Origin of the sequence: Paenibacillus sp. PsM32 (assembly GCF_030433815.1) — a bacterium.
Taxonomy (GTDB): domain Bacteria; phylum Bacillota; class Bacilli; order Paenibacillales; family Paenibacillaceae; genus Saccharibacillus; species Saccharibacillus kyungheensis.
Genome location: NZ_JARUWY010000007.1, coordinates 108,955 through 134,749 on the forward strand (window position 1 = coordinate 108,955; position 25,795 = coordinate 134,749).

Annotated in this window: 24 protein-coding genes; 10 read left to right on the plus strand and 14 right to left on the minus strand. The window is 38.8% G+C overall.

From position 1 onward, the window contains the following. Window positions 1-358 precede the first annotated feature (358 nt). From QCD85_RS14770 to QCD85_RS14785, 4 genes are all read left to right on the plus strand, one after another. Entirely contained in the window at window positions 359-1,228 is an 870-nt protein-coding gene (locus tag QCD85_RS14770) for an ABC transporter permease (RefSeq protein WP_373462061.1), read from the plus strand. Between the two features lie 13 nt (window positions 1,229-1,241). Beyond that, a complete protein-coding gene (locus QCD85_RS14775; protein ID WP_273614747.1) occupies window positions 1,242-2,183 on the plus strand; it encodes a carbohydrate ABC transporter permease in 942 nt (313 codons plus the stop codon). A 61-nt stretch (window positions 2,184-2,244) separates the two neighbouring features. Next, window positions 2,245-3,795, plus strand: coding sequence for a DUF3502 domain-containing protein (locus tag QCD85_RS14780; RefSeq protein ID WP_301263084.1), 1,551 nt, complete (start codon window positions 2,245-2,247; stop codon window positions 3,793-3,795). 474 nt (window positions 3,796-4,269) lie between these two features. Continuing rightward, window positions 4,270-8,019, plus strand: coding sequence for a collagen binding domain-containing protein (locus QCD85_RS14785; RefSeq protein ID WP_274171063.1), 3,750 nt, complete (start codon window positions 4,270-4,272; stop codon window positions 8,017-8,019). A 104-nt stretch (window positions 8,020-8,123) separates the two neighbouring features. Here the strand turns inward: QCD85_RS14785 and QCD85_RS14790 are convergent, their stop codons facing one another. Both QCD85_RS14790 and QCD85_RS14795 read right to left on the minus strand, forming a co-directional pair. After that, window positions 8,124-8,936, minus strand: a complete 813-nt coding sequence (locus QCD85_RS14790) for a helix-turn-helix domain-containing protein (protein ID WP_301263085.1) — start codon at window positions 8,934-8,936, stop codon at window positions 8,124-8,126. Between the two features lie 185 nt (window positions 8,937-9,121). Then, window positions 9,122-10,492, minus strand: coding sequence for a dihydrolipoyl dehydrogenase family protein (locus tag QCD85_RS14795; protein WP_301263086.1), 1,371 nt, complete (start codon window positions 10,490-10,492; stop codon window positions 9,122-9,124). A 250-nt stretch (window positions 10,493-10,742) separates the two neighbouring features. On the opposite strand from QCD85_RS14795, the gene QCD85_RS14800 reads away from it, so the two are divergent. Both QCD85_RS14800 and QCD85_RS14805 read left to right on the plus strand, forming a co-directional pair. Continuing rightward, complete coding sequence (locus tag QCD85_RS14800) at window positions 10,743-11,399, plus strand: hypothetical protein (RefSeq protein ID WP_274171066.1); 657 nt, start codon at window positions 10,743-10,745, stop codon at window positions 11,397-11,399. A 62-nt stretch (window positions 11,400-11,461) separates the two neighbouring features. Next, window positions 11,462-12,058 carry a hypothetical protein gene (locus QCD85_RS14805; protein WP_301263087.1) on the plus strand — a complete coding sequence of 199 codons (597 nt, stop codon included), beginning with the start codon at window positions 11,462-11,464 and terminating at the stop codon, window positions 12,056-12,058. 80 nt (window positions 12,059-12,138) lie between these two features. Here QCD85_RS14805 and QCD85_RS14810 read toward each other — a convergent pair whose 3' ends face one another. After that, window positions 12,139-12,495 (minus strand): DUF1292 domain-containing protein, encoded by a 357-nt coding sequence (locus QCD85_RS14810; RefSeq protein WP_301263088.1) that lies wholly within the window; start codon window positions 12,493-12,495, stop codon window positions 12,139-12,141. Window positions 12,496-12,584: 89 nt separating this feature from the next. Then, on the minus strand, window positions 12,585-13,784 hold the full coding sequence (locus QCD85_RS14815; RefSeq protein WP_301263089.1) for an ROK family transcriptional regulator: 1,200 nt from the start codon (window positions 13,782-13,784) through the stop codon (window positions 12,585-12,587). Window positions 13,785-14,104: 320 nt separating this feature from the next. Between QCD85_RS14815 and QCD85_RS14820 the strand changes: the two genes are divergently transcribed. The 3 genes from QCD85_RS14820 (at window position 14,105) to QCD85_RS14830 (ending at window position 15,974) form a co-directional block, all read left to right on the plus strand. Then, window positions 14,105-14,746, plus strand: a complete 642-nt coding sequence (locus QCD85_RS14820) for a chromate transporter (protein WP_301263090.1) — start codon at window positions 14,105-14,107, stop codon at window positions 14,744-14,746. A gap of 12 nt (window positions 14,747-14,758) precedes the next feature. Continuing rightward, complete coding sequence (locus tag QCD85_RS14825) at window positions 14,759-15,295, plus strand: chromate transporter (RefSeq protein ID WP_274171070.1); 537 nt, start codon at window positions 14,759-14,761, stop codon at window positions 15,293-15,295. An 88-nt stretch (window positions 15,296-15,383) separates the two neighbouring features. Then, window positions 15,384-15,974, plus strand: a complete 591-nt coding sequence (locus tag QCD85_RS14830) for a hypothetical protein (RefSeq protein WP_301263091.1) — start codon at window positions 15,384-15,386, stop codon at window positions 15,972-15,974. A 110-nt stretch (window positions 15,975-16,084) separates the two neighbouring features. Here the strand turns inward: QCD85_RS14830 and QCD85_RS14835 are convergent, their stop codons facing one another. After that, window positions 16,085-16,981, minus strand: a complete 897-nt coding sequence (locus tag QCD85_RS14835) for an NAD-dependent epimerase/dehydratase family protein (RefSeq protein WP_301263092.1) — start codon at window positions 16,979-16,981, stop codon at window positions 16,085-16,087. 292 nt (window positions 16,982-17,273) lie between these two features. Between QCD85_RS14835 and QCD85_RS14840 the strand changes: the two genes are divergently transcribed. Beyond that, window positions 17,274-17,825 (plus strand): hypothetical protein, encoded by a 552-nt coding sequence (locus tag QCD85_RS14840; protein WP_273614734.1) that lies wholly within the window; start codon window positions 17,274-17,276, stop codon window positions 17,823-17,825. Between the two features lie 29 nt (window positions 17,826-17,854). Here the strand turns inward: QCD85_RS14840 and QCD85_RS14845 are convergent, their stop codons facing one another. The 9 genes from QCD85_RS14845 to QCD85_RS14885 form a co-directional block, all read right to left on the minus strand. Next, a complete protein-coding gene (locus tag QCD85_RS14845) occupies window positions 17,855-18,379 on the minus strand; it encodes a GNAT family N-acetyltransferase (protein WP_301263093.1) in 525 nt (174 codons plus the stop codon). Between the two features lie 18 nt (window positions 18,380-18,397). After that, window positions 18,398-18,859 carry a MarR family winged helix-turn-helix transcriptional regulator gene (locus QCD85_RS14850; protein ID WP_301263094.1) on the minus strand — a complete coding sequence of 154 codons (462 nt, stop codon included), beginning with the start codon at window positions 18,857-18,859 and terminating at the stop codon, window positions 18,398-18,400. A 184-nt stretch (window positions 18,860-19,043) separates the two neighbouring features. Continuing rightward, window positions 19,044-20,414, minus strand: coding sequence for a TraB/GumN family protein (locus QCD85_RS14855; RefSeq protein ID WP_301263095.1), 1,371 nt, complete (start codon window positions 20,412-20,414; stop codon window positions 19,044-19,046). Window positions 20,415-20,618: 204 nt separating this feature from the next. Further along, window positions 20,619-21,104 (minus strand): hypothetical protein, encoded by a 486-nt coding sequence (locus tag QCD85_RS14860; RefSeq protein WP_301263096.1) that lies wholly within the window; start codon window positions 21,102-21,104, stop codon window positions 20,619-20,621. Between the two features lie 123 nt (window positions 21,105-21,227). Further along, window positions 21,228-21,902: a response regulator transcription factor gene (locus tag QCD85_RS14865; protein WP_301263097.1), complete on the minus strand. Its 675-nt coding sequence runs from the start codon at window positions 21,900-21,902 to the stop codon at window positions 21,228-21,230. A 12-nt stretch (window positions 21,903-21,914) separates the two neighbouring features. Next, on the minus strand, window positions 21,915-23,078 hold the full coding sequence (locus tag QCD85_RS14870; RefSeq protein WP_301263098.1) for a sensor histidine kinase: 1,164 nt from the start codon (window positions 23,076-23,078) through the stop codon (window positions 21,915-21,917). A 190-nt stretch (window positions 23,079-23,268) separates the two neighbouring features. Beyond that, window positions 23,269-23,712, minus strand: a complete 444-nt coding sequence (locus QCD85_RS14875) for an SMI1/KNR4 family protein (protein ID WP_301263099.1) — start codon at window positions 23,710-23,712, stop codon at window positions 23,269-23,271. 263 nt (window positions 23,713-23,975) lie between these two features. Then, on the minus strand, window positions 23,976-25,013 hold the full coding sequence (locus QCD85_RS14880; protein WP_301263100.1) for an NADH:flavin oxidoreductase/NADH oxidase: 1,038 nt from the start codon (window positions 25,011-25,013) through the stop codon (window positions 23,976-23,978). A 59-nt stretch (window positions 25,014-25,072) separates the two neighbouring features. Then, window positions 25,073-25,717: an SDR family oxidoreductase gene (locus QCD85_RS14885; protein WP_301263101.1), complete on the minus strand. Its 645-nt coding sequence runs from the start codon at window positions 25,715-25,717 to the stop codon at window positions 25,073-25,075. Window positions 25,718-25,795 lie beyond the last annotated feature (78 nt).

Sequence of the window (25,795 nt, forward strand, 5' to 3'; positions counted from 1 at the left end):
CACAGGGTTCCAAACTATCAATCATTTACAATATTAAGCCTGCTATCATATCATGTCGAAATTGATCATACAACCTCTTTTTGTAACCCTTTTCATTTTTTCGATTTACCCTTTTCTAAAATCCAAATCGTAGCATAATGGTGATGGTTAATAGCATTATTGTGCAATAGAAAACGTAAAGAACCCCTTACAATAAAAAGAACAACAACACACTTAGCAAAATGTAAGCGCTACAAAAAAAGAAACCGTTTAAAGCACAAAGGAGGAATATCACTTGGATACAGCCAAATCGATCCCTGCTGTACGTGTCAAAAATTCCAAACGTAAGCAATTCCGCAATAGCCGTGTGCTCCTGCTGATGTGCTTGCCAGCTATTGTATTCTTTTGTATTTTTGCTTACTTGCCGATGCCTGGATTATATCTGGCTTTTGTCAAATATAATTACACCGATGGAATATTCAGCAGTCCATTTGTCGGATGGGACAACTTTAAGTTTCTGATTATTACCGGCGACTTATGGCGACTTACTTTTAACACAGTGGCATACAATATAGCGTTTATTGTACTTGGTAATATTGCCCAGATCACCGTAGCTATTTTACTTAATGAAATTCGCAAAAAATGGTTCAAAAAGATATCGCAAACGCTGATGTTTTTACCTTATTTTATCTCGGCGGTTCTGATCGGGTTGCTAGCTTACAATATTTTGAGCTATGACTATGGACTATTAAATGGAATTTTGCGGTCTCTTCATCTTGATCCTGTCAAAGCATACTCTGAACCTCATCTATGGCCTTTTATTATTGTGATCACTTACTTATGGCAGACGACTGGATATGGCTCTATCGTTTATTTTGCCGCTATTATGGGGCTTGATAGTGAGATTGTAGAAGCTTCAGAGATCGACGGAGCGAATGCATTTCAACGGATTATCTATATTGTACTTCCATGGCTCAAACCTACCTTTATTATTCTTTTGCTGTTCTCACTAGGCGGTATTTTGAAAGGAAACTTCGGACTATTCTTCAACTTGGTTGGTGCGAACAATACTGCACTGTATGCAAGTACAGATATTATCGAAACGTATGTTTTCCGTTCGTTAATGACTAATTTCAACTTCTCTATGGGTAGTGCAGTCAGCCTGTATCAATCGGTATTTGGATTTGTGGTGGTAATAACTGCGAACTGGATTGTCAAAAAAGTATCGCCTGAAAATTCACTATTCTAGGAGGTGAACATCTATGGATATTCGTAATGAACGTGATCTGATTGGAGGAAATACCCCGCGACCTGCACGTATTCGTACTGACTATACCGAGATTATTATGAGTTGGTTTGGTTATATTTTTATCGGCTTATTTGCCATCTCGTGTCTACTTCCATTTTTACTCATTTTGGGAACCTCATTTACCAGTGAAGAAGCGGTGAAGAAGTTCGGCTTTAATATATGGCCTCATGAATTTAGTACATTTGCTTACCAGATCGTTTTTGAAAATCCCAAGCTGATTATCGGTTCTTATCTAGTCACAATGGGGATCACAATTGTTGGTACTGTGGTTGGTTTGTTTATCGTAGCAATGACCGGTTATGCGCTACAGCGACCGGATTTCACATATCGTAATAAGATTTCATTTTTTATCTATTTTACGACGTTATTCTCCGGTGGATTGGTTCCTTTTTATCTGCTAATCACCCAATACTTAGACCTCAAAGACAGCTATCTTGCTGTACTCTTGCCTGGATTATTAACACCATTTCTAATTATTATGATGAAAAGTTTTGTCCGTTCGATTCCCCATGCGATTACAGAGTCTGCCAAGATTGATGGCGCTGGCGACTTCACGATCTTTTTACGTCTGATCTTGCCGATGACTACTCCGGCACTGGCGACGATTGGACTATTTATTGCACTGGGTTACTGGAATGAATGGTACAACGCGATGTTATTCCTTTCGCCGGATATGGATTATCGTCCGCTGCAATTATTCTTGTATAACGTGGTGACCAGTGCCGACTTTATTCGTAACTCTGCGGCTTCTTCTAACGTAGCGATGAGCGATGTTCCACTGGAAACGATGAAAATGGCAACGGCTGTGGTAGCGACGGGTCCTGTGATTTTGTTTTACCCATTTGTGCAACGTTATTTTATCAAAGGGATTACTGTTGGTGCAGTCAAAGGCTGAGCGTATTCTACCCTTGATATCGTACAAGCAAGATACGCTTTTATTCTAAGGAGGTTAGCAGATGTCCAGATTTCTTAAATTAACGATTTCAGTATTGATTGCTGTTATGGTCATTAGTCTCGCAGCGTGTGGTGGTAAAAAAGAAAGCAGTAGTGCAGGCGGTGATACCTCTCAATTTGTAACGATCAGCTTCGTCGTACTTGGCGATAAGCCGAAAAACGGGCAATTTGAAAAAGTCATGGAAAAAGTCAATGCGATTATGAAAGAAAAGATCAATGCAGAACTGCAATGGAAATGGGTCGAATGGGCAGATTGGCAGACCAAATATAATCTGTTACTTGCATCCGGTGAACCTGTTGATCTTGTCACGATCGGAACGGACTGGTTAGATACATGGTCGAATGCACAACGGGGTGCTTTTTTACCATTAGATGATCTTCTTCCTAAATATGCTCCTCAGACATGGAAAGAGATTCCTCAAGAAGACTGGGCACAAAGTAAATATAATGGCAAAATCGTTCTGATTCCTGAAAACGATTACACGCAATGGATCAATCATGGATTCTTCTATCGTGGGGACTGGGCGAAACAAGCAGGAATTACAGAACCGATCAAAGATTGGAATACGATTGGCAAATACCTGCAATGGATCAAAGACAACAAACCAGATGTGATTCCTTATGATGTACAAGCAAGTACAAGTAACTTTGGTGGCTGGGTACAATCGTATACGCCTCATTTAGAGTTACCGATTTCTACAGGATATATGCCTATTTTCAATACCGAATCGTATGATGATCGTTATAAAGTCGTTAGCCCTGTATTTGAAGATACGTTCCTCGACTTTGCTAAAATGATGAAAGATTGGGCTGATAAAGGATACTGGCGCGAAGATGTACTGAATAACAAAAATGATGCACGTAACGCACTACGTGCAGGTCAGAACGGTATGGACAGTCACCATACACAGACATTCTCTGGACTTCGCGTGCAAATGGATAAAGATCAACCGGGTTCTGAATTGATGATGTATCCTTTCTCCCGTACAAGTAATAACTTACTGGAAATGCCAATCACGCATGGTGGTGTATCTCTAGGTGCACATAGCAAAAATCCTGAACGTGCATTGATGGCTTACGATCTGATTCGCAATAACAAAGAAATTTACCAGTTGATTAACTACGGTATGGAAGGTGTTCAATACGATATCAAAGACGGCAAACGTGTTCTTCCTGCCAATTACAACGAGACGAATGATTCGTTCTACTCTGACTTCTGGGCAGGACGTATGGACAAATTCGAGATTCCTAGTGATACCACATGGGACAAAATCGATACGATGTATAAAGAATACGACAAAATTAAAAAACCGTATCCATACGGACAATTCGTATTCGACAAAACAGCGATTGAGTCTGAATTAACAGCGATCTCTCAAGTTACAGGTGAAATGGGCCCTGCAATTTCTTACGGTAAAGCTGGCGACCCTACGCAAGCTGTACAAGAGTATCGCGATAAGCTCAAATTGGCGGGCTACGATAAAGTGATGGCTGAACTACAACGTCAATTAGATGCTTACAAAGCCCAGATGGATAGTACAGCTAATAAATAAAAATAAAACTAATATTAAAACCAATATAAAAAAGCAGAAAACTCTAAATGATGTATGTTAGAGTTTCCTGCTTTTTTTTCATTTTCGACAAGGTGTTACAAAACTTTATTCCTGGTTTATAAACTATCAGTGACTTATTATAGTACTAGCGACTTATTTTAAGAATAGATATCATTTATTCATGCGTTATTGTCGGCTTGTATGATATAAATAATGAGTCAGTTTTAATTTCTAGTATTTGGCTTTGCTTCAATTCATTGCTTTGCGTTGATGACTTGTCCGAAAGTTCCTGCCCAATTGCTAAAAGTTGTTGAGAAATTGTTCAGAAACAGCGTGTATACTGTCAAAGCAGGTATTTACAAAAATGAAAGGAGCAACTCACACAAATAGCTTAATTTTAAAACTTACAGTAAGTCAACTATTGTGTCGTCAGACTCGCACGTTATTCATCATTAGATTGCAAGGGGATATTAGATGAAAAAAGCAAAACAAATAAGTGCATTTGTACTGTCACTGATACTTATGGTACACCTTCTTGTCGGTGCCACCAGTACAATCTATGCTGCCGATACGTCATCGTCATCAAGTACGGAATCTACAGATTCCTCACAAGTCGCTAATTCAGGTTCAACAGATACTACAAGTACCAATGATCAATCTACTGTACAGTCGGATACATACGCCCCGACGGATGGAAGTGGATCTGGTAATAGTGGATCGACAGGAGATCCAAGTACAACTCCACCCACTGACCCTACAACCCCTACTACACCGGAGCCTGCTCCAGTAGCTAACTCACAGAGTATCTTAACGAATGTCACTATTGTTGATGCTAACAATAACGTGATTGATATGGTCAAAAACCCTGATTATCAGATCGAAGCAGGCGCACCTGTAAGTCTGATCTATCAATGGGCTTTACCGGATGACGGATCGTACAAAGCAGGTTCTACGTATGAATTTGATATTCCTGCTGCTTTCAAATTGTACAACGATATCAATAATGTACCGTTAAGTTTTGATGGTGATTCTGTAGGTAGCTTCAATGTAACCAGTAAAGGTCATGTTACTATGACATTTAACAAATTCGTTGAAGAACATTCTCAAATTGGCGGTATGCTTCAGATCAACACAGAATTTAGCAAAGAGATTCTAAAAGGTAGTACAGAAATAGAGATTCCGTTCCCGATCAATGGTTCTGATAAAGTGATCGTTATAGTGATCAAACCTGAAAAAGGTGCGGCAATCAGTAAAAAAGGCGATGTTCAAAAAAATCAACAAGTCAACTGGACAGTTGATGTGAACACGAACCTCAAGCATATTCAAAATGGTGTACTAACTGACCCGATTCCTACAGGTCTTACACTTGATCCTAACTCTATTCATGTCTATAACTTAGATGTCAATGTAGACGGTAGTACAAAAGTCGGTCAAGAAATCACGTCTGGTTATCAATTAACAACCAACCCAGCGGATTTCAAAATTACATTTGCTCAAGATATTCGTTCTGCTTATCGTGTGACATACTCTACAGCAGTAGATAAAGGAACACAGACTAGCTACACGAATACAGCTACTTTGACAAGCAGTGTTGAATCAGTAAAAGCCAGCGCAACAGTTAGTGTAAAACGCGGTGAATTTTTGTCTAAAAATGTAGTTGGTTATGACGATAAGACTCGTACGATCTCATGGTCTATCAATTACAATATGAATGAACAGCCGATTACAAAAGCTAAAGCATTGCTTAAAGATCGCTTTAATGGCACACAACAGTTCCTTCAGAATACATTTAAAGTCGTTAATGTAACTACAGGTACTACAATGGTCGAAGGTACAGACTATACGTTAACTCCTGTAACGAACGACAAAGGAACAAATGGTTTTGATCTTCAATTCAATTCTGATATTACTTCTGGTTACACGATCACTTATCAGACACAAGCTACTGGACGTGTCTATACGGATGAGAAAGTAATCAACAAAGTAACTTCAGATGGAACAGGCGTACAAGCAGGTCAAAACTTGCAAAGTACGATTTTTGTCAAAACCTTATCAGATGCAAATTATATTAGTAAAATTGCAACATGGAAATTAGTCGTCAATCGTGATGGATATACAATGTCTGATGTAGCGATCAACGATTATTTCACAAACGGTGGCTTAGAATTTTTACCATCTACACTGGTTGTTCGTACAGCTGATGGTGCTAAACTTCCAAAATCTGCTTATACCGTAACCACAAGCAATGCCAAGTCTGGTTTTGATATTAAATTTGCTCAAGACGTTAAGGAACAGTTAACGATCCAATATGGAACAACGTTCAATAACGATTGGAAAATAGATAAAACAAAACCTGAGTTCTACAATGGTGCTAAATTAACTTGGACAGAAAACGGTACACCTCGTTCTCAAACAACAGAAGCACGTTTCTGGCCAGATAATATGACTGTCAACAATGGCTCTAAAGAAGGCGTTTATAACGCAACAACGAAAGAGATCACTTGGACAATCAAAGCAAACTACAACAAAAAAGAATTACCTAATGCTGTAATTACAGATACACTTGAATCCGGTCAAACGTATGTACCTGGATCGCTAGAAGTGAATAATCTGAATTTGTTAGGCTGGTGGAATGGTACTTCTAAAGGATCGACTGTAGATTCTTCAGCATATACATTCACTGCTCCTACAGCACAGAATACGAATCAACTAAAAATTGCTTTTAATGACACAATCAACACACCTTACTGGATTACATTCAAAACAACGCTTGAGAATCAAGTGATTGATTCCAATATTCATAATGAAGCTGTACTTCGTAGCGGTAATGATTATTATCCGTGGGCAGCTGTTGTAGAGATTCCTAAAGGTGGCGAATATGTCTCCAAAACAGGTACACAAGATGGAGACAAAATCAATTGGACGGTTTATATTAACCGCGGTCAATCTTATGTAGAAAATGCCAAGATTGTAGATACTCCTACACCGAATCAAGTGTTATCTAGCAGCTCTTTCCACTTGTTTGCAGCGAATGTAGCTAGCAATGGTGGATTGTCTAAAGGAACCGAAATGGTAAAAGGAACCGACTACAAATTAGCATTCTTTGCAGGCGAAGCACCTCGTTTTGAATTAACGTTCATCAAACCGATCCGTTCTGCTTTTATTCTTGAATACTCAAGTATGATTACAGCAGCGGATAGAGAAGCAGTCAGCAACAGCGTAGCCTTTTCCGGTAACGGTATTACAAAAGGAACAGTTGCGACAGAACAAGAAATTGAAGTACGTACTTCTTCCGGTTCAGGTACAGGTTCAGGCGTAGTCGGCAAATTAGCAGTACAAAAAGTCGATAAAGACGATAAGAGCTTACCGCTAGAAGATGCTACGTTCAAATTACAAGATGTAGCTCAAAGCAAACCAGCAATCGAGTTAACAACAGATGCACAAGGACAAGTAATGTACACGAACCTGCTCTATGGTAAATATACATTACAAGAAATCAAAGCACCTGCTGGATATGTACTTGATCCTACAGTGCATGATGTAACTATTGATTCTAGTACTTTGAAAAAAGGCAATATGTTGTCACTGACGATCACGAATGAGAAACAACCGGTCGTGATTCCACCAGTAACACAGCCACCAGTGGTAACGCCACCGGGCGGCGGAGGTGGCGGAACACCGGAGACGCCTCCTACTACACCGACAACGCCTACAACACCAGATGGTACAACGCCAACGAATCCTGGGCAACCATCTAATAATGACGATGATGATGTGCCAGGTGGACGTGTAGAGCCTACACCGGATGACCCATTTGCTAATGTTCCAGTAAATGATGATCCGATTCCACAAGGTTCTGGAGAACCTACACCAGATACACCGACACAACCATCACAACCAGGAAATGAACCATCGACTCCGGTAAGCAACAATCCAACGCCGGATTCACCATCAGACCCGGAGGTTCCGATCAATGATGATCCGATCCCTCAAGGGAATGTACCGGTAACGCCGGACAAAGATATTCCGGTAAATGATGATCCAATTCCTAAAGGAACTGTACCATCGAATCCGTCTACTCCAACAAATACACCTGATGTGGATCGTTTGCCACAAACAGGCGAGTCTAGCAATATGCCTTTCTGGTTAGCTGGATCAGCATTGTTATTGTTTGGATTGATTATGAGACGTGTTCACCATAACAAACAGGCTCGTTCTAAATAAAAACGGATAGCCTTTGTTAGATAGATACACCAAAGCCCCTGTGCTAGAGCAGATCGATAATTACTATCGTCTCTGTTCTAAGCCACAGGGGCTTTTTGTGTTGATTACGAAGTCAATATAATCGGTTGAAGTGTATGTCCCTGACGAAATGTCGAAGGATTGACACCAAAGTGCTCAGCAAATTTACGAGAAAAATAAGTCTGTGAATTAAAGCCTACTTCATAAGCGATTTCGTTAATATACTGCGGGGTAAAGCGCAACAGATATTCAGCTTGTTCTAGCCTCATACGAGTCACTGTATCGACGATCGTCTCTCCTGTCTCTGCTTTGTATAAATGTAGCAATCGTGATGGAGAAAGGCAGACACGCTGTGCCAGGTGCTCTATACGCAAGTCTTCTTTGTAGTGTTCCTGCAAGTATTGGATAATCTCTGTAATTCTTGAATCTGTACGATCTTCTTGAGGCTCATAATAGACTGTAATAGAAAGTAGAATTTCGCTAAGAGTGTGAAAAGAAAGTTCTTTATCGTATCTGCTTATAGGCTCTGTGCAATATTCCAGTAGACGTTCAAAAGCATGTTGAACACGTGAAGCTAAAATAGAATGATCCATGTGGATATGTAGGCTAGGACAGAAATCTTGAATACTTTTGAGTAAAATAGACCATTGTGGATGAGCGGTAAAAGAGCAACAAATGCCTTCTAGTCGATGATCGGAAGGTTGACATACACTTTTTTGCATACCAGGCGGAATAATATCAATACTGCCTGCACGACATTCGAGACGGTGATCTTGATCATGGATCATTCCCTGACCGGACAATGTATAAAGAATAACCCATTTCTGTTGTACCTGTGGACGGTAGCAAGGCGATGGTCCAGCTAATAAATAACGATCAGCCGTTAATTCTGCATACATAATGATACCCCTTTCCTTTGAATAATGAAGGAATACGTACCTGTCTTTTTATAAAATGTAAGCGTTTTATTTCGATGATATCTGAATTACTGTAGTCTGACAAGAGGGAAATTACGCATTCGGATATAAAAAAAGCGCAATCCTGTATATTAGGATTGCACTCTTTTACGAAGATATAGCTGCATTTACTCTTCCAAAAAATACGAAAGATCCGACATCGCAGTTGGATAACCGTAGATTGTTTTTTTCCATTCATCAATATTAAGATCGAATTGAATCGCTGTCGCAAAATGGTTAATCAAATCATCTGCTTCCCCACTTAAAATATGAGCACCTAGCACTTTTCTAGCTTTCGTATCTATAATCACTTTGATACGGGTGTGCTTTTCATTTGTTCGTTTGTAGGTGTACCATGATGAGGTGTCCATATCGTTAATTTTGATATGATCTCCTAACTTTTGCGCTTCTTCAGCCGTCATACCGACCGATGCCAATTTGGGAATAGTAAATACAATACTTGGCATCACTTTGTAATCCGGTATTTGTACATTATGTTGAAGCAAATTCGTACGTACAGCTTGAGATTCCATACTTGCTATTGGTGTTAACGGTAATCCTTTGGTTGCAGCGACATCTCCGGCGGCATATACACGTGGATTACTGGTACTTTGCAAATATTCGTTGACTGTAATCCCTTGTTTCTCTGAAGCGATATTGGCTTGATCTAGCTGAAGCTGATCGATATTCGCTACACGACCCGCACCATGTACCACCAATCCACATTCTATCTCTATAGATTGCTTTTGTTGATCCGAGTTCTGCGTCGCTTTTACTTTATACTGTTGATCTGCTAGTTGTGTGATAGATTCAATCTCGGTATTCAGATGAAATTGAATGCCTAATTCACGTGAACGCTCAACCAATTCATCGACCAGATCAGGATCGAATTTGCCTAACGGTTGATCTCCATGATGGACAATATGTACTTCTGCCCCTGCTCTCACAGCGATATGCGCAAATTCCATGGATATATAACCTCCACCTACAAATACAATAGTAGATGGCAATTGTTCTAAATTAAGAAAATCATCGCTATTGGCTAAATATTGCTCGCCTTCGATCGATAATGGAGCAGGCTTTGCACCTGTAGCAATCAGAATATGTTTACCTGTAAGCTGATCGTCTCCGACTTGAACTGTATCCTCACTCACAAATGAAGCGAATCCATGAAAAGTATCTACTCCTGCTTCTTGTAACTTTTTCTCATGTGCTGGTGGAATATCTTCTACAAATGTTTCTTTAAATGCCATCAGATCTGCCCAGTTAATCGTAGGCTGGTGTTGTATGCCTTTGCCTTGCATCCGTTCATTCCAATCGATAATCTCAGCGGCACCTACCAATACTTTCTTCGGATCACATCCACGAAGCGCACACGTGCCACCGTAAGCTCTAGAATCGATAATTGCTACCTTCCAGTCCTCCTTGCTACAAGCGGTGGCTACACCCGCTCCTGCGCTACCTGTGCCGATGACAATGAGATCATATTGTTTGTTCATTTGTATTTCCTCCTTCATTCTATTGGTATATCCATATTCTTATACTCATTGTTATAGTCGATTAATGGAGTAGGTTCTCTTTACTACTTAAACCTTAATAGAAGATAGCAATCTACCATACGTTGTTAACGTTAATTATTATTTTTAAAATTTGACTAATTTGGTATTGGTTTTTTTTAATTTACGTGGTAAATTTTCAACATAATCATTTTATATACTGCCAAACGCTAGAAAAAGGGGATTATTACAGATGAAGAGAAAACTCATGCTTACACTGGTGTTAACCGCTGTTTTGACAGGTTCCAATGTGATGTTTGCAAACGCTACCTTTGCGGCTACGGATGATGTTTTGCCGGATGGCACGTATACGATGGATCTGGAAACGATGGCTTCTTCTTTTTCCGCCTCTTCATTAGAAGATCCTCCTGTAGCGGTAGATCAAGATACTTATGACGAGAGCGAAAGTGTAGAGAATCTTGACCCTGCTTTAGTGGAGGAAGCGACTCAATTTCTAGAGTATAGTGATCAGATGGCGCCATTACTGGAGTATGAGAAAAAAGCGTGGACAGCCTATTACAAAAATGATTATGTTAACAATACCAATCGCAAACAAGAATATGCACTGGTTACAAATACGATTATTCCAAACTATAAAAAATTCTTAACAGGTATCAAACAAATCAAACCGACTCATCCTGAATTAGCTAAAATGCATGCTAAGTATATCAAAGGCGCTACCCTTGAAATGGAAGGCTTCCTTTTGTTTCAAAAATATGTATCCAAAACCAAATTAAATGATGATATACTGGACAAGTCCAATGCTAAATTAGACGTAGGCGGCGATTTGTTACTTCAATTTGATAAAGAAATGGAAGCATATATTTCCAAATTTCTACCTGCACAATAAACCTTAGCATGTGACTATTCTAAAAATCGTACGCTATACACACTAAGGGGCTATTATTACTCATGAACAAAAAGATTCTTGCTACCGCATTACTTGCTTTTCTACTGATTGGTACTTCTTTGATCCCTACAGCTTCTGTTTTTGCAGCAGAGGATACCGCTACTTCAACAGACAGTGAATGGATCACCGAGGACGATAATACCAATGTAGATGAAGATACGTATACAGATGAAGACGTTGATCCTGCCCTGTTAGAAGAATACGAGCAAGCTATGTCTTATATCGATCAGTTAACTCCTCTTCAAAACTATGAAGATACGGCTATCGATCAGCTTCACCAATTGGGTGTATTAAATGCTAGCACACGTAAGCACGTTTACACCAAACTCAACAAAACGATTATTCCGAACTACACCAAGTTCGTCAAAGGCATGAAAAAAATCAAGCCTGAAAATGAAGAGTTGATTGCTATTCACAACAAAACGATTCAAGCAATCTCTTTACAACTACAAGGAATGACGCTGATTCAAAAATCAGTATCTACCAACAAAATCAATCTCAAAACGCTTAACACAGGAATTGATAAATTAACAAAAGGTAGTACGATGATTGATGATGTATATGATTATTTTGATACGTATATTACTAAATTCCAATAATTACATTGCAAAAAAGACCTTCCTGATCACTTGATGAAGGTCTTTCTGTATACATATCACATGATCAAAATCATATACCTTTATTCTACATTTGATGATGCAGGAGGATTGTCTTTATTTAACTGAATAATCACTTCATACACTTGTCCCATACGTTGCCATTCTTCATCATCAGTAATATGATTCAAGAAAAATTCGTCTTCTTCCTCATCATACTCCACTCGTAAAATCGTACCATCTAACGGCGAAGGTTCTTTATGTAACAAAAGAGCATACGGAATCTGATCATACGTAAATGTTTTGACGATCATCATATCATGTTCATTACCTTGTTCATCCAAAATGAGAAACCCTTTTTGAAATGCTTCGTCTTCTAGCAATCCAAGATCATCGCGGAATTGCCCTAGTTCGATCGGAAAGTTGTTGTGGTTACTCATCATTATTCTCTCCTCAAATATACAGATATTGTAATGTCACACCGCCATGTTAGCATCAACCAGACTCAGCGTCAATCCAACAGATTAGATTACAATTCCATTTGTTGCAAAATCATCACAGCAGCACCCACAGCCACCGCTCTTTCTTGCAATACTCCTTTAGAAAAGATCGGCTGGTAACTGTTATCATACCCTACTTTTTTGCGAGCAACTGCTATCGCCTGTTCATAATAAGAAGGATCGGCATTGATCAATGCACCACCGAGAATTACTTTCTCTGGCAATAAAATATTAATCAGATTAGCAAGCCCGATCCCCATATAACTAGCAGACCTCGCAAACAATTCTTGTAAAAACACATTGCCTTGATTCAGACCAGTAATTAAGCTATCAAAATGAATCTGCTCCGGTGTTAACTCTTGCGCCGCTTTCCAGATATCCATACCTAACTTTACCCGTTGTCTGACTTGCTGTTCCAGCGCTTGTACCGAAGCAAAAGCTTCCAGTGCGCCATAATTTCCTTGATCGTGTAATTTTTCTCCATCAGTCTGAATAATCATCTGTCCAATCGAGCCTTCACGATCAACAGCACCCCGCACTAATTGTCCGCCAGACATCATCGCAGAACGAATCCCTGCGCCCACATTTACAAATAACATATGTTGCATATTCTCATCTCGCACTGCCCAATGTTCGCCTATAAGTGCTGTATTGGCTCCATTTTCAAGCACTGCTGTTAATCCGGTACGCTCGTTAATCATCTGGCAGATCGCTACATCTTTCCAACCTGTCGCTGGAAAATAAACAGGGTTCAAGATCATTCCTTTTGCTCGATCTAGAGGCCCTACTGCTCCTATCCCTATACCGATCATCTGACTTAACGTTAACTGATAATCATTGAGCATCCAATCGATTCGTTCTTCTACATAATCCACCAGACGCTCAGGAGTCATCTGTTCATCCATAAACCAGCGATACGACACAATCGTATTCATCTGCAAATCATACAATCCCAATACCGAATAGACTCGTGAAATCTCCAATCCTATAATATAGCGGTGCGTAGGATTGATACGATATAATGTAGGTCGTCGTCCGCCTGTAGATTGCCCCTGACCGGATTCACTGATCCATCCTTCTCGTGTCAGTTCATCTAGAATACGATTCAGACTACTACTCGTAATATCCATTTCTTGCAGCAATTCTGTTTTGGAAATATGATCTTGTGTAGCTATCCGGTCATAGACTTGCCGTTTGACCACTTTCATCGGAAATTGAAATGTATTCATACGTTCTTCCTTTCTCTAGCATATAGCAGTATACATGCGACAACATTGGATCATAAAGAAGTTGCAAAGCACACCGTTTATACCGCTCTGACTCCGCTTCAAGGTTAAAATCTGCCTTCATTGTAACGTGTAACGACCACCTTGACCACTTTTTATCAGTGAGAAAAAAAGAAGATGAACACACTTATTTTATAGCTTATTTTTCATTTATAAGCAAACGTTTTAAGGATGATCAGAAACATTTACAAGATCAGCTTCCAAAGTTTATTTCAAAATGATTAAAAGATGATATACTGGTAACTAAGAGCGGAGTGAACGTGATGAAAACTTATTGGACTGAAAGCCTTCAGTTAAAAATACATTTATTATGGAATTTGTTTTGGATCTTTTTCAAAATTGGCCCTGCTACATTTGGCGGAGGCTATGCGATGATTCCAATATTAGAACGAGAAGTTGTACAGAAACGAAAGTGGATAGATGGTCAGGAAATGAGCGATTTATTATCGATTGCAGGTTCTGCACCCGGCGGTGTAGGAGTGAATGCGTCGACGTTTCTCGGATATCGGATGGGTAAGATTCCTGGTGCTATCGCTGCTGTACTCGGGATTACATTACCTACCTTTTTTATCGTATTTGCACTCAGTGCTTTTTATTCTGTTTTTCAGGATCAACCGAAAGTGCAAGCTGCTTTTCAAGGAATACATGGTGCTGTAATCGGATTGATTGCTGTTGCCGCTTATCGGATGGGGAAAAATGCATTATTTGATCGCTCTACGATTGTAGTAGCTACAGGAGCACTGATTACTCTTTTGATTACAGGCTTGAATCCGATCTTTATGATTTTATTTGGACTAGGTATCGGTATCTTAATTATTCAAGCCAAAAAGAAATTAGGATTAACTGCCCGTACCGAAAAAGCGACTCATGATCATATCCCACCTACGATTGAATATTATATCTAAGGGGGAGATATCATGATATTATGGCAATTATTTTTAAGCTTTTTGAAAATCGGCTTTAGCTCATTTGGCGGTGGTTATGCAGTTATTCCGATGATCCAGTATGAATGTAGTCGATATGGATGGCTGACTGACGAGCAATTTCAAAGCACTGTTTCACTCGCAGGCATGTCACCGGGGCCGATTGCTACCAACAGTGCGACCTTAATCGGTTATGAGACTGCTGGCTTAACAGGTGCTATTGTCGCTACAAGCGGTATTGTGCTTCCTTCGCTGATTGTAGTGATTATATTAGCAGCGTTCTTTTACCGAATTCATTCGAATATATGGGTACAATCGTCTTTCTACGGATTACGCCCCATTATTACCGGATTGATTGCTTATGCAGCGATCCATTTTGGTCTGTCTAACCATGCAGATGTAATTATGAGCTGGACTACAATCGCTACATTATTGATCGGTATTGCAGCATTCTGGGCGATTGTCCGATATAAGCTTCATCCATTAATGGTGATAGCCGGTTCAGCTGTTATAGGGATTGTGTTATTTTAGTGTTACCTCTTTGTGCTTTATTTCTGGTATGATACCTTTATAAATGGATTTTTATAGAAAAAAAGGTACAAAGGAGACTTTATTGTCTATGAAAAAGCAATCGTTGTTGGTGATCATGATGGTAGTGTTATTTACGTGTATTCCTGTGTTTCAATCGCCAGCTACGATACATGCAGCAACCAATACAACTATAACGAATGGTAGCCCTTCTGCACCTGAACCTGGTTATGTAGAAGATGATACGTATAATGAAGTTGCACCTGAATTACAGCAGGCTTTTGACGATTATGTAGATTACTATAATCAATATAAAGAATGGGTTCCTTACGAGACCAAAGCTGCTACTATTCTAAATAAGTACAAAAAAGTACTCGCATCTACGCGCAAACAAGCTTATAGCGAAATGACGACTATTGCGATCCCGAGTTACAAAAAATTTCTAAGTGGTATCAAACAAATCAAGCCTAACAATACCGACCTTGCCACTATGCATGCCCAATTTATTAAAGGAACAACTCTTCAATTAGAAGGAATGATCCTTTTTCAAAAATACGTTTCCAAACTAAATCCAGACCCGACTATTATCAAAAAAGCGAATGTAAAATTCACTCAAGGTCAGCTATTGATTAGTGACTTTAACGAAAAAATCGCTTTGTACAATGCTCAATTTTCACAATAAATCGCTTCGTTCAGCAAAATATCATTTAGTATTTTAGATAATGAATGATAGCAAAAAAGGGTGTAGCTACGATCAGCCGCACCCTTTTTATTATATTTTGTATAGTAATCCTATTCGGTATCTACATAAGATCTCCAATAATGTTGTTGTTCAAATCCGAGCAGTCTTTTTACTTTGGTATTGCTCACTAAAGTCTCATATTCATCCAGTTCTTTTTTCAAAGGCACATTCGGATAATAAGTAGCTAGCAACTCTTTGGTTGGTTTATCAGAAGAAACATCATTTGCGGCAATATTCATTACCTGGAATCCTAATCCATCGGTTTCAACAGCTAACCTACATGCTAGCGCTAGATCACGAGTATCAATATAGCTCCAAGTAATCCGTTTACGCTGAATAGGATCGGCGAAATAAGCAGGGAAATCAGCATATTTGGAAGGATCTATTACATTGGCTATCCGAAAACAATAGATGTCTATACCTGTGCGGGTCTGAAAAGCTTTGGCTGTGACTTCGTTCACTACTTTGGATGTAGCATAGCTATCCATTGGATTAATATTGTAATCTTCATCGAGCGGGAAATAATCAGGATCACGATGCTCGTCTGCAAAACAAGTTCCGTACGTCGTTTCACTGGAAGCTAAAATGACTTTAGGAATATTGTATTTGGTCGCGGCATCCAATATATTGTACGTACTCATCACATTGATACGATACACTTCGTTGTCTGGATACGTGTGAATTTGAGGAATTGCTGCTAGATGCACAATGGCATCGATCGGTTGCAGTGCTATCGATTCATGGTAACTTTTATCAATCGTAGGACTGGCTAGCGCATTGAATACTTGCCCTGCATCTGTAAGGTCTGTAATCAGTGTCCGTACATGCGGATGATCCAAAGGAACTTTGTCTAAATTGAGTACTTCGTATCCTTGCTCAAATAATTCTTGTACTACCCATTTACCAGCGAGTCCGCTACCACCTGTGACAATTACTCTTTTGACCATGTGTACACTTCCTTTTCCTTAACAAGATAGCCAAGCACGATATCGAACGCATCAACTTGTTACAATGTTTAGCAGTGCGCTAAAGGTTTATTCTTTATATGTTAACCGTTTCCAATGTATACCAAGCAATTAAATTTGCTTATATTCACTATATACACTAGAATATGCTTGCTAACTTTCTAAAAGAAAGAGTACAAAGTGACGATACAAATAGTAACAGGAACTGACAAAATCAACCTATGTTATAATGAGTCTTCTCAAATATATTAGTGAAAGGGGATTATATAGTAACGTGAAAGCTCGATTATTATGGATAGTAACGCTCACCTTTTTGATCGTACAAAGTATGGTATTGGTTGCACCTCTTCCATCTACTCATGCAGCCACTTCTTCTGAATATGGTTATGATGATAGCCAAGTTCCTGCCAAATACAAGCAGGCGTATCATGACTATGTGGATTATGACGATCAATTGGAACCTCTGCAAGAATATGAACAAATTGCTCTAACTATTTTTAAAGAAAATAAAAAATTCAAAGCTTCAGATCATCGTTCTTCTTATGTAGAGATTACAGGTATTGCTCTTCCGAACTATAAAAAGTTTGTTAAAGGGGTACAAAAAGTCTATACACCCAACAAAGACTTGGCTCGTATGCACAAAATATATGTAAAAGGTGCCAACTATCAACTACAAGGTATGCTTCTTTTCCAAAAATATTTATCCACCAAGAAATTAGATCCTAGCATATCCAAAAAAGCAAATACTCAATTAGCGATTGCCAACAAATTACTTACACAGTTCCATAAAGAAATGAATGCGTACACTGCGAAATTTTCATACTGAATCGAATACTGATCTAGTCCAAAGACCACTTAATCCATAAGTGGTCTTTTGGTCATAATCAAATCGGTTTGCTGTTCATCCCCCATATAGAACGAATGTTGACCGGTTAGCTCGAAACCTAGCTTTTGATAAAATAAAATGGCATTGTCGTTCTTTTCCCATACTCCTAGCCACATCTGCTGTTTGTGCAGCACCTTCGCAATCTGAAGAGCTTGCTGAAAAAGATGCTTCCCTACTCCATGCTTTTGAAATGATTGCTTGATATAAATGCGTTCGATCTCCAGACTGTCCTCGCTCATCTTTTCAGACTGTGCTTGATCGGTATTGATCTTGAGATAACCAGCAAGTTCATTATTCACATAAGCGAAAAAGAACTTTGAATACGGATTGTTTAATTCTGTTTCTAACTGCGGACGATTGAATGCTTTCTTCAAATAATGATCTATATGTTCAGGCGAATTCTGTTCTCGAAATGTTTCATTAAAGGTGTCATAACTGATTTCCTGTAATTGTTGTACATCTTCTAACGTACACTGTCTTATGGTAATATTCATATCGTTTGTGTACTCCTTTCACGATGATTCATAATTTCGTTTATTGCCTTTTTTGACAAATGTCCAATCTTTTTCTACATTTTTTCTTACCTTTTGTAGAAGCTCGAATAGTAGGTCATTCTCTTGCTCTGATAATCCTTCCAGTGCCATCAGATTAGAATAATCATTTTCTTTTTTGATCACAGGATAAATCTGTTCTCCTTTGGCTGTAGGAAAAAGCTTTTTGATTTTTTTGTTATGCGGATCTTCTTTTTTTTGCACAAATCCATTCTCTTCTAAATTTTTGATTGCACGCGCAGCAGTGGTACGATCGACTTTGATCATTTCAGCTAATTTTTCTTGAATAATCCCAGGATTCTCACAGATACGCACCAGATACAAATATTGACCTTTGGTGAGTGCATACTCTTTAAATTCAATATTACTAATACTATCTAATGCTCTAGCGATCATTCCGATTTCTCGAAGAATTTCTTTCATAATGATCTCCTTTTATTTTTGTTGTAAATGCAACAATTATCATTTTAAATATATCTTATTTATGTTGTATCTGCAACAAAAAACCACTCCATTCACTACAGAATGAGGTGGTTTTTTGGAGCACGTTTATGTTTTGGATATCGTTGAATCTAAGATCATACTTATGTTTACGCTAACTATACTGTTATTTTCTGGTGACGGTATATCCTTTTTTCTCAAGCAAGTGAATAATACCATCGTTACCTAGATAATGAGCCGCACCGACAACGATAAAGTATTTCTGGTTGCCACCGCTTTTTAGATAGCCATCAATTTTTTGCGCCATTCCAATATTGCGATCAATCAGCATTGCTTTATTATATTCTTCATTACCAGCTGTGCTATTTGTTAATTCTAGCAATTTTTTCTCATCGCCTGTTTTCCACATTTCTGCGGCTTCATCTGTATTTTCATTCAGATCGGCTTGATTAGGATTGTCCAGATCATACAGTGTCGAATATAACATTTGTTCTTGTAATTCATCAGAGAAGTTATTGAGCATCATAAGCTGGGAATCTTGTGATTCTAATTCCATCACTGTGATTTTGCGTTCTACAGCTTTTTGGATAAAGTGTAGATCAATCCCATCTGCTGATTTGTATTCTGGATCGCTTGGAGCAAAAGAACTTACAATCATTTCTGCAACCCATGGTTTGAAATGATCTAACGCATCGCGTTTCCAATCATTCGCTAGAAGTGCTTTACCTAATTTGGCATACGTATACGTAGATAGATGATCTTGCAGTCTGCTTCCATCTTTGTACTCACCGATTTCCAAAACACGTTGTTGCATCGCTTCATCCGATATCTGTGTAATGTCTACTTCTACGCCAAGATAATTAGCTTCTGCGAAAGCTTGCTCATATTCTTTGCGTAGTGGATAAAAACTTTCATTGGCAATATGTATCGAACCGACCAAGTACACGGTATTTCCGTTATTTTGTACTTCCCACATAAATCCACGACCACCTGTATCGGCAGTTTCTGTAGATGGTGCAGGTGTTGGTGTTATCGTACTGCTAGGGTCTGGAGTCACTACTGTTGGTGCTGTATTCTCTGTAGGAGCAACCGTTGTATCTACTGGAGGAGTATTTTCTTCTACAGGAAGAGTAGGTGTAGCAGGAGGTGAAGTCAACTGAATCGTACGTGTTTTGGCATTCCAAATCACAGTATATCCAGTTAATTCAGCAAAGGTACGAATAGGCACATATGCAGTACCATTGATTTTAGCCAGTTTACTTTTAACGGTTACACTTTTACCATTGGCTATAACGGTAATGCTGTCTTTGGATACGTTGGACAATTGAATCTTCATCGCTTGCAATGTTGAACGAAGTGGAACCATTGTCACTTTCTGCTGAACTGTAGGCGCTATCCCTTTACTGTACTGAACTTTCTGATCGTTCACTTTCACGATTAATGGCTGTGAAGCTGTCGCTGCCATCGCAGGTGAAGCTGTCGCAAGTAATCCTGCTGCCAAAACAAGCGAAAGCATTTTTTTGTGCCAATTTTTCATTATATAACTCCCTCTGAATGTGTAATGTTCATCCAAAGCCAAACGTGTCCTTCTAAATATTGCATAATCTTCTTTCAAGTACAATACATTATTTCTTTATATTTATACTTTATTACAAATAAAGGGATACCCATAGCAAAAGCACCCATACAAGATGGGGTAATCATCTTATACGAGTGTTTCTTTATATACATATCAGTTCATCTATCCGTTAACTTTGGAAGGTGCAAATACATGCTTGATCTCAGGGAATTTGGCATACAATATTAGACTACGTGTAGCGAAAATAACAGCAATGCCGACCCACAATATCCACTGAATACGATGATACCCTGTTGCGAACTCTCCGAAAGCAAATCCTAATGCGATTCGAGTCAATATAAAGCTTGCCCATGTAATCAGTGTAATCGTAGTGCCTTGAACATACACAATATGATTCTGAATATATACTTTGCTGTGCCATGCCTGAATCGTTCCAGCAATCAAAGCAGCTACGACCACTAAGATACACTCGATCCACTGCGTTACAGGCACTTGTTGCCGAGGAAATGTCTGATACACTTCATACAAAGCAATCAATGGCAACACAATAAAAAATAATTTTTTGACCGGTTTGGGACGCAATTGACGTAAAACAATCCAGACGATCATACCAATCACAAGTAATGTTGTAACTATATTAGAATACATATATTGACCTCCTTAGAATGTGGTTATACCTTTATTCTAAAGATTCAACAGTATGTATACGTCTACTTGCAGATTGATCTTTGAGCATCCATTGATCTATCTAGCGATATACATCAACATCAATTACTTGACCAATCCTTGGCGTATCGCTAGCACAACAGCTTGTGTCCGATCTTCCACATCCAACTTTTGAAAAATACGATGTGCATGCGTTTTGACAGTGCCATGTGAAATGTGTAGCGCCAGTGCAATCTCTGAATTACGCTTGCCATACGCCATTTGTTGTAACACAATCAATTCTTGATCGGTTAACGGTTCGATCAGTTCATACTTGGCGGGAGTTGATGGCAGTGCTGGTTCTGCCTTTTTAAGTGCTTCAGCGAGTGCTTTGCTTGCTAGCGGTGTTTTGTACAATGCTTCTCCTTTATACACTGCACGAATCCCTGCCAGTAATTCTTGAGTATCTGCGTCTTTGAGTAGAAATCCGGTAGCCCCTGCGCGAATGCCTTCTTTAATATAATCTTGTACATCAAAAGTAGTCAGCAATACAATCTTCATATCAGGCAATACACGCAAAATCTGTTCTGTTGCTTCTAGACCAGAGCACTCAGGCATCTGAATATCCATCAATACCATATCAGGCTGTTGCTCTAATGTAACTTCTAACGCTTGATGTCCATTACTGGCTTCACCAACACATTCCATATCCGGTTGAGCATTAATAATATACTGTAATCCTTGACGTACAATCGGCTGATCATCGACAAGCACGATTCGAATGTTAGATGGAACACTCATGATTATTTCTCCTTATGATTGGGTTGGATTTCCGGTAGGGATTACAGCTTGAATAGACAAACCATGAGGTAACACAGGCTCAAACTGACAGGTTCCGCCCTGTTGCTCACAGCGTTCCTTCATACTTTTTAATCCATAGCCTATCTTCAATGAATCTGTATCGGTATAGACACCATTATCTGAAATACGCAAATACACGTTATGGTCTTTCTCCTGAATATGTACAGAAGCGGTATCTGCTTGTGCATGACGAAGCACATTGGTTAACGATTCTTGGAGCACCCGGTATAAGACAATACTGGTCTGAATCGACCATTCGGTAATTGGAGAATCTTCTACAAATGTAAGCTTGAGTGCAGAACGTTGCCCTGTCTGCGTGATCAATCCTTTTAAAGCGACCAATCCTAAGCCCATCTCATCGTTTGACCATTCTTTGACGGCTATACGTACTTCTGTCAGCGCCTGACGAGCAATCGAGATCAGTTGCTTGATACGCTCTGGCATATGCTCCGGTTCTGTCGATTGCATAATCTCCAAAGCTTGTAATTGAATAATCAGCGATGTCAGTTGATGCCCTAATCCATCATGTATTTCTCGTGCTAGACGGGTTCGCTCTTCCAATGCCGCATAACGTACCGAATGTGCACTTGCTTCTTGTAGTTCTAGATGAGCTTCTTGTAACTCTCGATGGGCTTGATCCAATTGATCGAGATGTGATTTTGTTAAAGCATGTGCATTTTGACGTATCTGAGAACTACGTACGACTAGAAAAATACCAATAATCGCTAGCAAACTACCAAAAGAAAAAGCGTATACTAATGCAATCACAGTAATCGTTACCAGACTAACGATGATAGTCACATACCGATAATCTCGATTAATAAATATACTCAAAAACAACAATGGCCATAATAGGCTTGAATTCACAGACCCGTATTGATAATGAAGATATAACGCTGTGCTGATAATAATGATCGAAAGAATAATATAGATCGTTCGGCTACGCCATATTTTCGGAACCCAAATAATCAATATATACAGAAATAAGATCAATAATGTGCCATACTGATTCACTGCTCCATAACTTACATATTCGTTATAACTGGTAATCATCAGTGCGATCGTTCCAAATATGCGGATCAGATATCTATACGTTTTTTCCTGTTCAATACCCATATGTCTCCCCCACTGCTCTATACGATTTTATTTATTGTAGAACAATAGGCAAAGATATACATCTACTTGACGGTCGATATTGAGGAAAAGCTGTATATCTGTAGATAGATGCTAATCAACTCAACAATCTGCTATCTTTTCAATCATTCTGTTATACCCATGTTATAACATGAGATGATTTTTATATTTATTATTCTTGTTCTGCTTCTTCTTGTGTTAATAGATATTCAAAAAAGTCACCAAATGTATCCCAAGTATCCGGCGCTATCTGAAAAGAGCGATCATGTAGTTGATATACATCTATACTATCGCACCAGATCACTGCTGGAGTCTGTGCTGTATCCAGTACGATCATACTTCCCGCAGGTTCTGCTAGAAATAGCAAAGAATGAGGAAACTGAATATCTTTTCGCAATCGAAGCGTTTCTTCTATTATATTGGGTGTATAGTGATCATAACTAAATATAGAAATACCTCCAATCAACCCTCCATTAAAAAATAAAGCAATCTCTTTAAAATCGTCAGGTAATTGCAACTGTAATTGCTGTTCCATCTTAGCTATTACCTGTGGTGTGATCACATCATCTGGAAATAGTAGATCATACCGTTTTTTGATTGACTGTATAGTGTTCATCTCTGCATCGCTCCTTGTATAGACTCCTAATATTACTAGTGCAGCTCGACGATTCAAATTTAGCCTCTAAGCGTGTTTTATCATTTTACCAGAATGAGTAGTATATACTACTTGATGTCTTTTTTCTGCTAATTTGCAAAAGACTGTTTTATAAAAATACTCTAACAAACATAGAATAAGAACGTTTTTATAAATAAAAACACTGATCAGTACTTGCTAGACTGATCAGTGTTTTGGGGCTTGCATTATTTATTATTTTTCTTTTAAAAACTGGTTGTGTATTGTGTAGGAATTTGTGTTTCTTTTTTCAATAAAGAAGCGGCTTCTAATGTCCAATAAGGATTTCGTAACAATCCTCTACCTATAGCAACGAGATCGCTCTCCTCATTACCAATAACTGCATTTGCTAAAATAGGATCATCCAATCGGCCTACGGCAATTACAGGTACATCGAGCGCTTGTTTAATCTCTCTGGCTAAAGGCACCTGATACGCAGCATGAGTGCCAGGTTTGCCCCAAGCAGCGATCGGCCCCTCACCACCAGAAGAGATATCAAACATATCTACGCCTGCTGACTGGTATACTTTAGCAAATGCAATACTTTCTTGAATACCATATCCACCTTCAACATATTCTTTCGCCGAAATGCGCATTAATAGAGGCATATCTTCTGGCATTTCATTTTTAGCAGCGGTGATCACTTCTCGACCAAATCGAGTTAAATCTTGACCATACTCATCTTCACGTTTGTTGGTTAAAGGAGAATGGAATTGATGAATCAGATAGCCATGTGCCCCATGAATTTCAATCGTATCAAATCCGGCTTGAACTGCACGAGCAACAGCACTACGGAACTTTTCAACCATTCCTTTTACTTCCTCAGTAGAAAGAGCTCGTGGTGTTTTTGATTTAGAATTAAAAGCAATAGCAGAAGGAGCAACAGGTACGTCAGCATCTTCTGCTTTGCGACCAGCATGTGCAATTTGAATACCTACTTTAGCACCATAACTATGACAAGCATCAACAATTCTTTTCAGTGCTGGAATCTGCTCATCTGACCATAACCCTAGATCAAAGTCAGAGATACGACCATCTGGTTCGACATCGGTCATTTCGATCATGATCAATGCTGTACCTCCGATTGCCCGGCTAACATAATGCATATAATGCCAATCTGTGGCAATGCCATCTTTATGTTCAACTGAATATTGGCACATCGGAGACATCATTGTGCGATTCTTCAAATCTAATCCTTTTAAATGGTATGTGCTAAATAAATCTTTTAATTGATTATTACTCACTGTATTATTCCCCTTTAAATTAAATTCATGCGCATGCATATTTTTAGTTATCGTTAATCTTATATTTTTTGAAAAGCTTCAGGTATTGTAAGATCACCAGCAACCAAATCAAATTCTTTTTTATAAGTATAAGGTTCATCTAATGCATACAATATTGCTTTAGCTACATCTTCTCTTGGAATACTTCCGTTTGTAATATTGGATTCAGCTAATACCTTACCGGTTCCCGGTTCATTCAAAAGAATACCCGGACGAATAATCGTATAATTTAAATCACTACTTTTTAAGATTTTATCAGCATAGTGTTTGGCAGCATAATAAGGACGAATATGTTCATGCCAGTTGTCACGATGATTGGCTTGAATAGCACTCACCATAATAAAACGCTTAATAGAAGCTTGTTCAGCAGCTTCAATCGATTTGCCTGCACCGTCCAAATCAATCAATAACGTTTTGTCGTCTCCTGTTTTACCGCCAGAACCTGCTGTAAACACGATCGCATCGCATCCTTGAGCCGCTTCTACGATCGAATCAAAAGGTCCTTCTAAATCGGCGATAACTGTCTCTATACCTAAATCTTCATACGCTTTGGATTGTTCTTGTTTACGAATCATTGCTCGAACTGTATGTTGTTTACTTTCATTTAATAACGTAATTAATTTTTGCCCAATTTGTCCATTTGAACCGATTACAAGTACTTTCACAGGTATCATTCCTTATTTTCAATTAAATTCATGCGCATGCATATAATTTAACGTATTCTTAAAAGATTGTCAAGTTGG

Bases quoted from the DNA above. Each gene is read 5' to 3' on its own strand.
- QCD85_RS14780 (WP_301263084.1), top strand. From the start codon at position 2,245: ATGTCCAGATTTCTTAAATTAACGATTTCAGTATTGATTGCTGTTATG.
- QCD85_RS14805 (WP_301263087.1), top strand. From the start codon at position 11,462: ATGAACAAAAAGATTCTTGCTACCGCATTACTTGCTTTTCTACTGATT.
- QCD85_RS14770 (WP_373462061.1), top strand. From the start codon at position 359: ATGTGCTTGCCAGCTATTGTATTCTTTTGTATTTTTGCTTACTTGCCG.
- QCD85_RS14845 (WP_301263093.1), bottom strand. From the start codon at position 18,379: ATGAATATTACCATAAGACAGTGTACGTTAGAAGATGTACAACAATTA.
- QCD85_RS14850 (WP_301263094.1), bottom strand. From the start codon at position 18,859: ATGAAAGAAATTCTTCGAGAAATCGGAATGATCGCTAGAGCATTAGAT.
- QCD85_RS14860 (WP_301263096.1), bottom strand. From the start codon at position 21,104: ATGTATTCTAATATAGTTACAACATTACTTGTGATTGGTATGATCGTC.
- QCD85_RS14865 (WP_301263097.1), bottom strand. From the start codon at position 21,902: ATGAGTGTTCCATCTAACATTCGAATCGTGCTTGTCGATGATCAGCCG.
- QCD85_RS14855 (WP_301263095.1), bottom strand. From the start codon at position 20,414: ATGAAAAATTGGCACAAAAAAATGCTTTCGCTTGTTTTGGCAGCAGGA.
- QCD85_RS14870 (WP_301263098.1), bottom strand. From the start codon at position 23,078: ATGGGTATTGAACAGGAAAAAACGTATAGATATCTGATCCGCATATTT.
- QCD85_RS14820 (WP_301263090.1), top strand. From the start codon at position 14,105: ATGAAAACTTATTGGACTGAAAGCCTTCAGTTAAAAATACATTTATTA.
- QCD85_RS14775 (WP_273614747.1), top strand. From the start codon at position 1,242: ATGGATATTCGTAATGAACGTGATCTGATTGGAGGAAATACCCCGCGA.
- QCD85_RS14795 (WP_301263086.1), bottom strand. From the start codon at position 10,492: ATGAACAAACAATATGATCTCATTGTCATCGGCACAGGTAGCGCAGGA.
- QCD85_RS14810 (WP_301263088.1), bottom strand. From the start codon at position 12,495: ATGAGTAACCACAACAACTTTCCGATCGAACTAGGGCAATTCCGCGAT.
- QCD85_RS14875 (WP_301263099.1), bottom strand. From the start codon at position 23,712: ATGAACACTATACAGTCAATCAAAAAACGGTATGATCTACTATTTCCA.
- QCD85_RS14835 (WP_301263092.1), bottom strand. From the start codon at position 16,981: ATGGTCAAAAGAGTAATTGTCACAGGTGGTAGCGGACTCGCTGGTAAA.
- QCD85_RS14785 (WP_274171063.1), top strand. From the start codon at position 4,270: ATGAAAAAAGCAAAACAAATAAGTGCATTTGTACTGTCACTGATACTT.
- QCD85_RS14825 (WP_274171070.1), top strand. From the start codon at position 14,759: ATGATATTATGGCAATTATTTTTAAGCTTTTTGAAAATCGGCTTTAGC.
- QCD85_RS14790 (WP_301263085.1), bottom strand. From the start codon at position 8,936: ATGTATGCAGAATTAACGGCTGATCGTTATTTATTAGCTGGACCATCG.
- QCD85_RS14830 (WP_301263091.1), top strand. From the start codon at position 15,384: ATGAAAAAGCAATCGTTGTTGGTGATCATGATGGTAGTGTTATTTACG.
- QCD85_RS14800 (WP_274171066.1), top strand. From the start codon at position 10,743: ATGAAGAGAAAACTCATGCTTACACTGGTGTTAACCGCTGTTTTGACA.
- QCD85_RS14815 (WP_301263089.1), bottom strand. From the start codon at position 13,784: ATGAATACATTTCAATTTCCGATGAAAGTGGTCAAACGGCAAGTCTAT.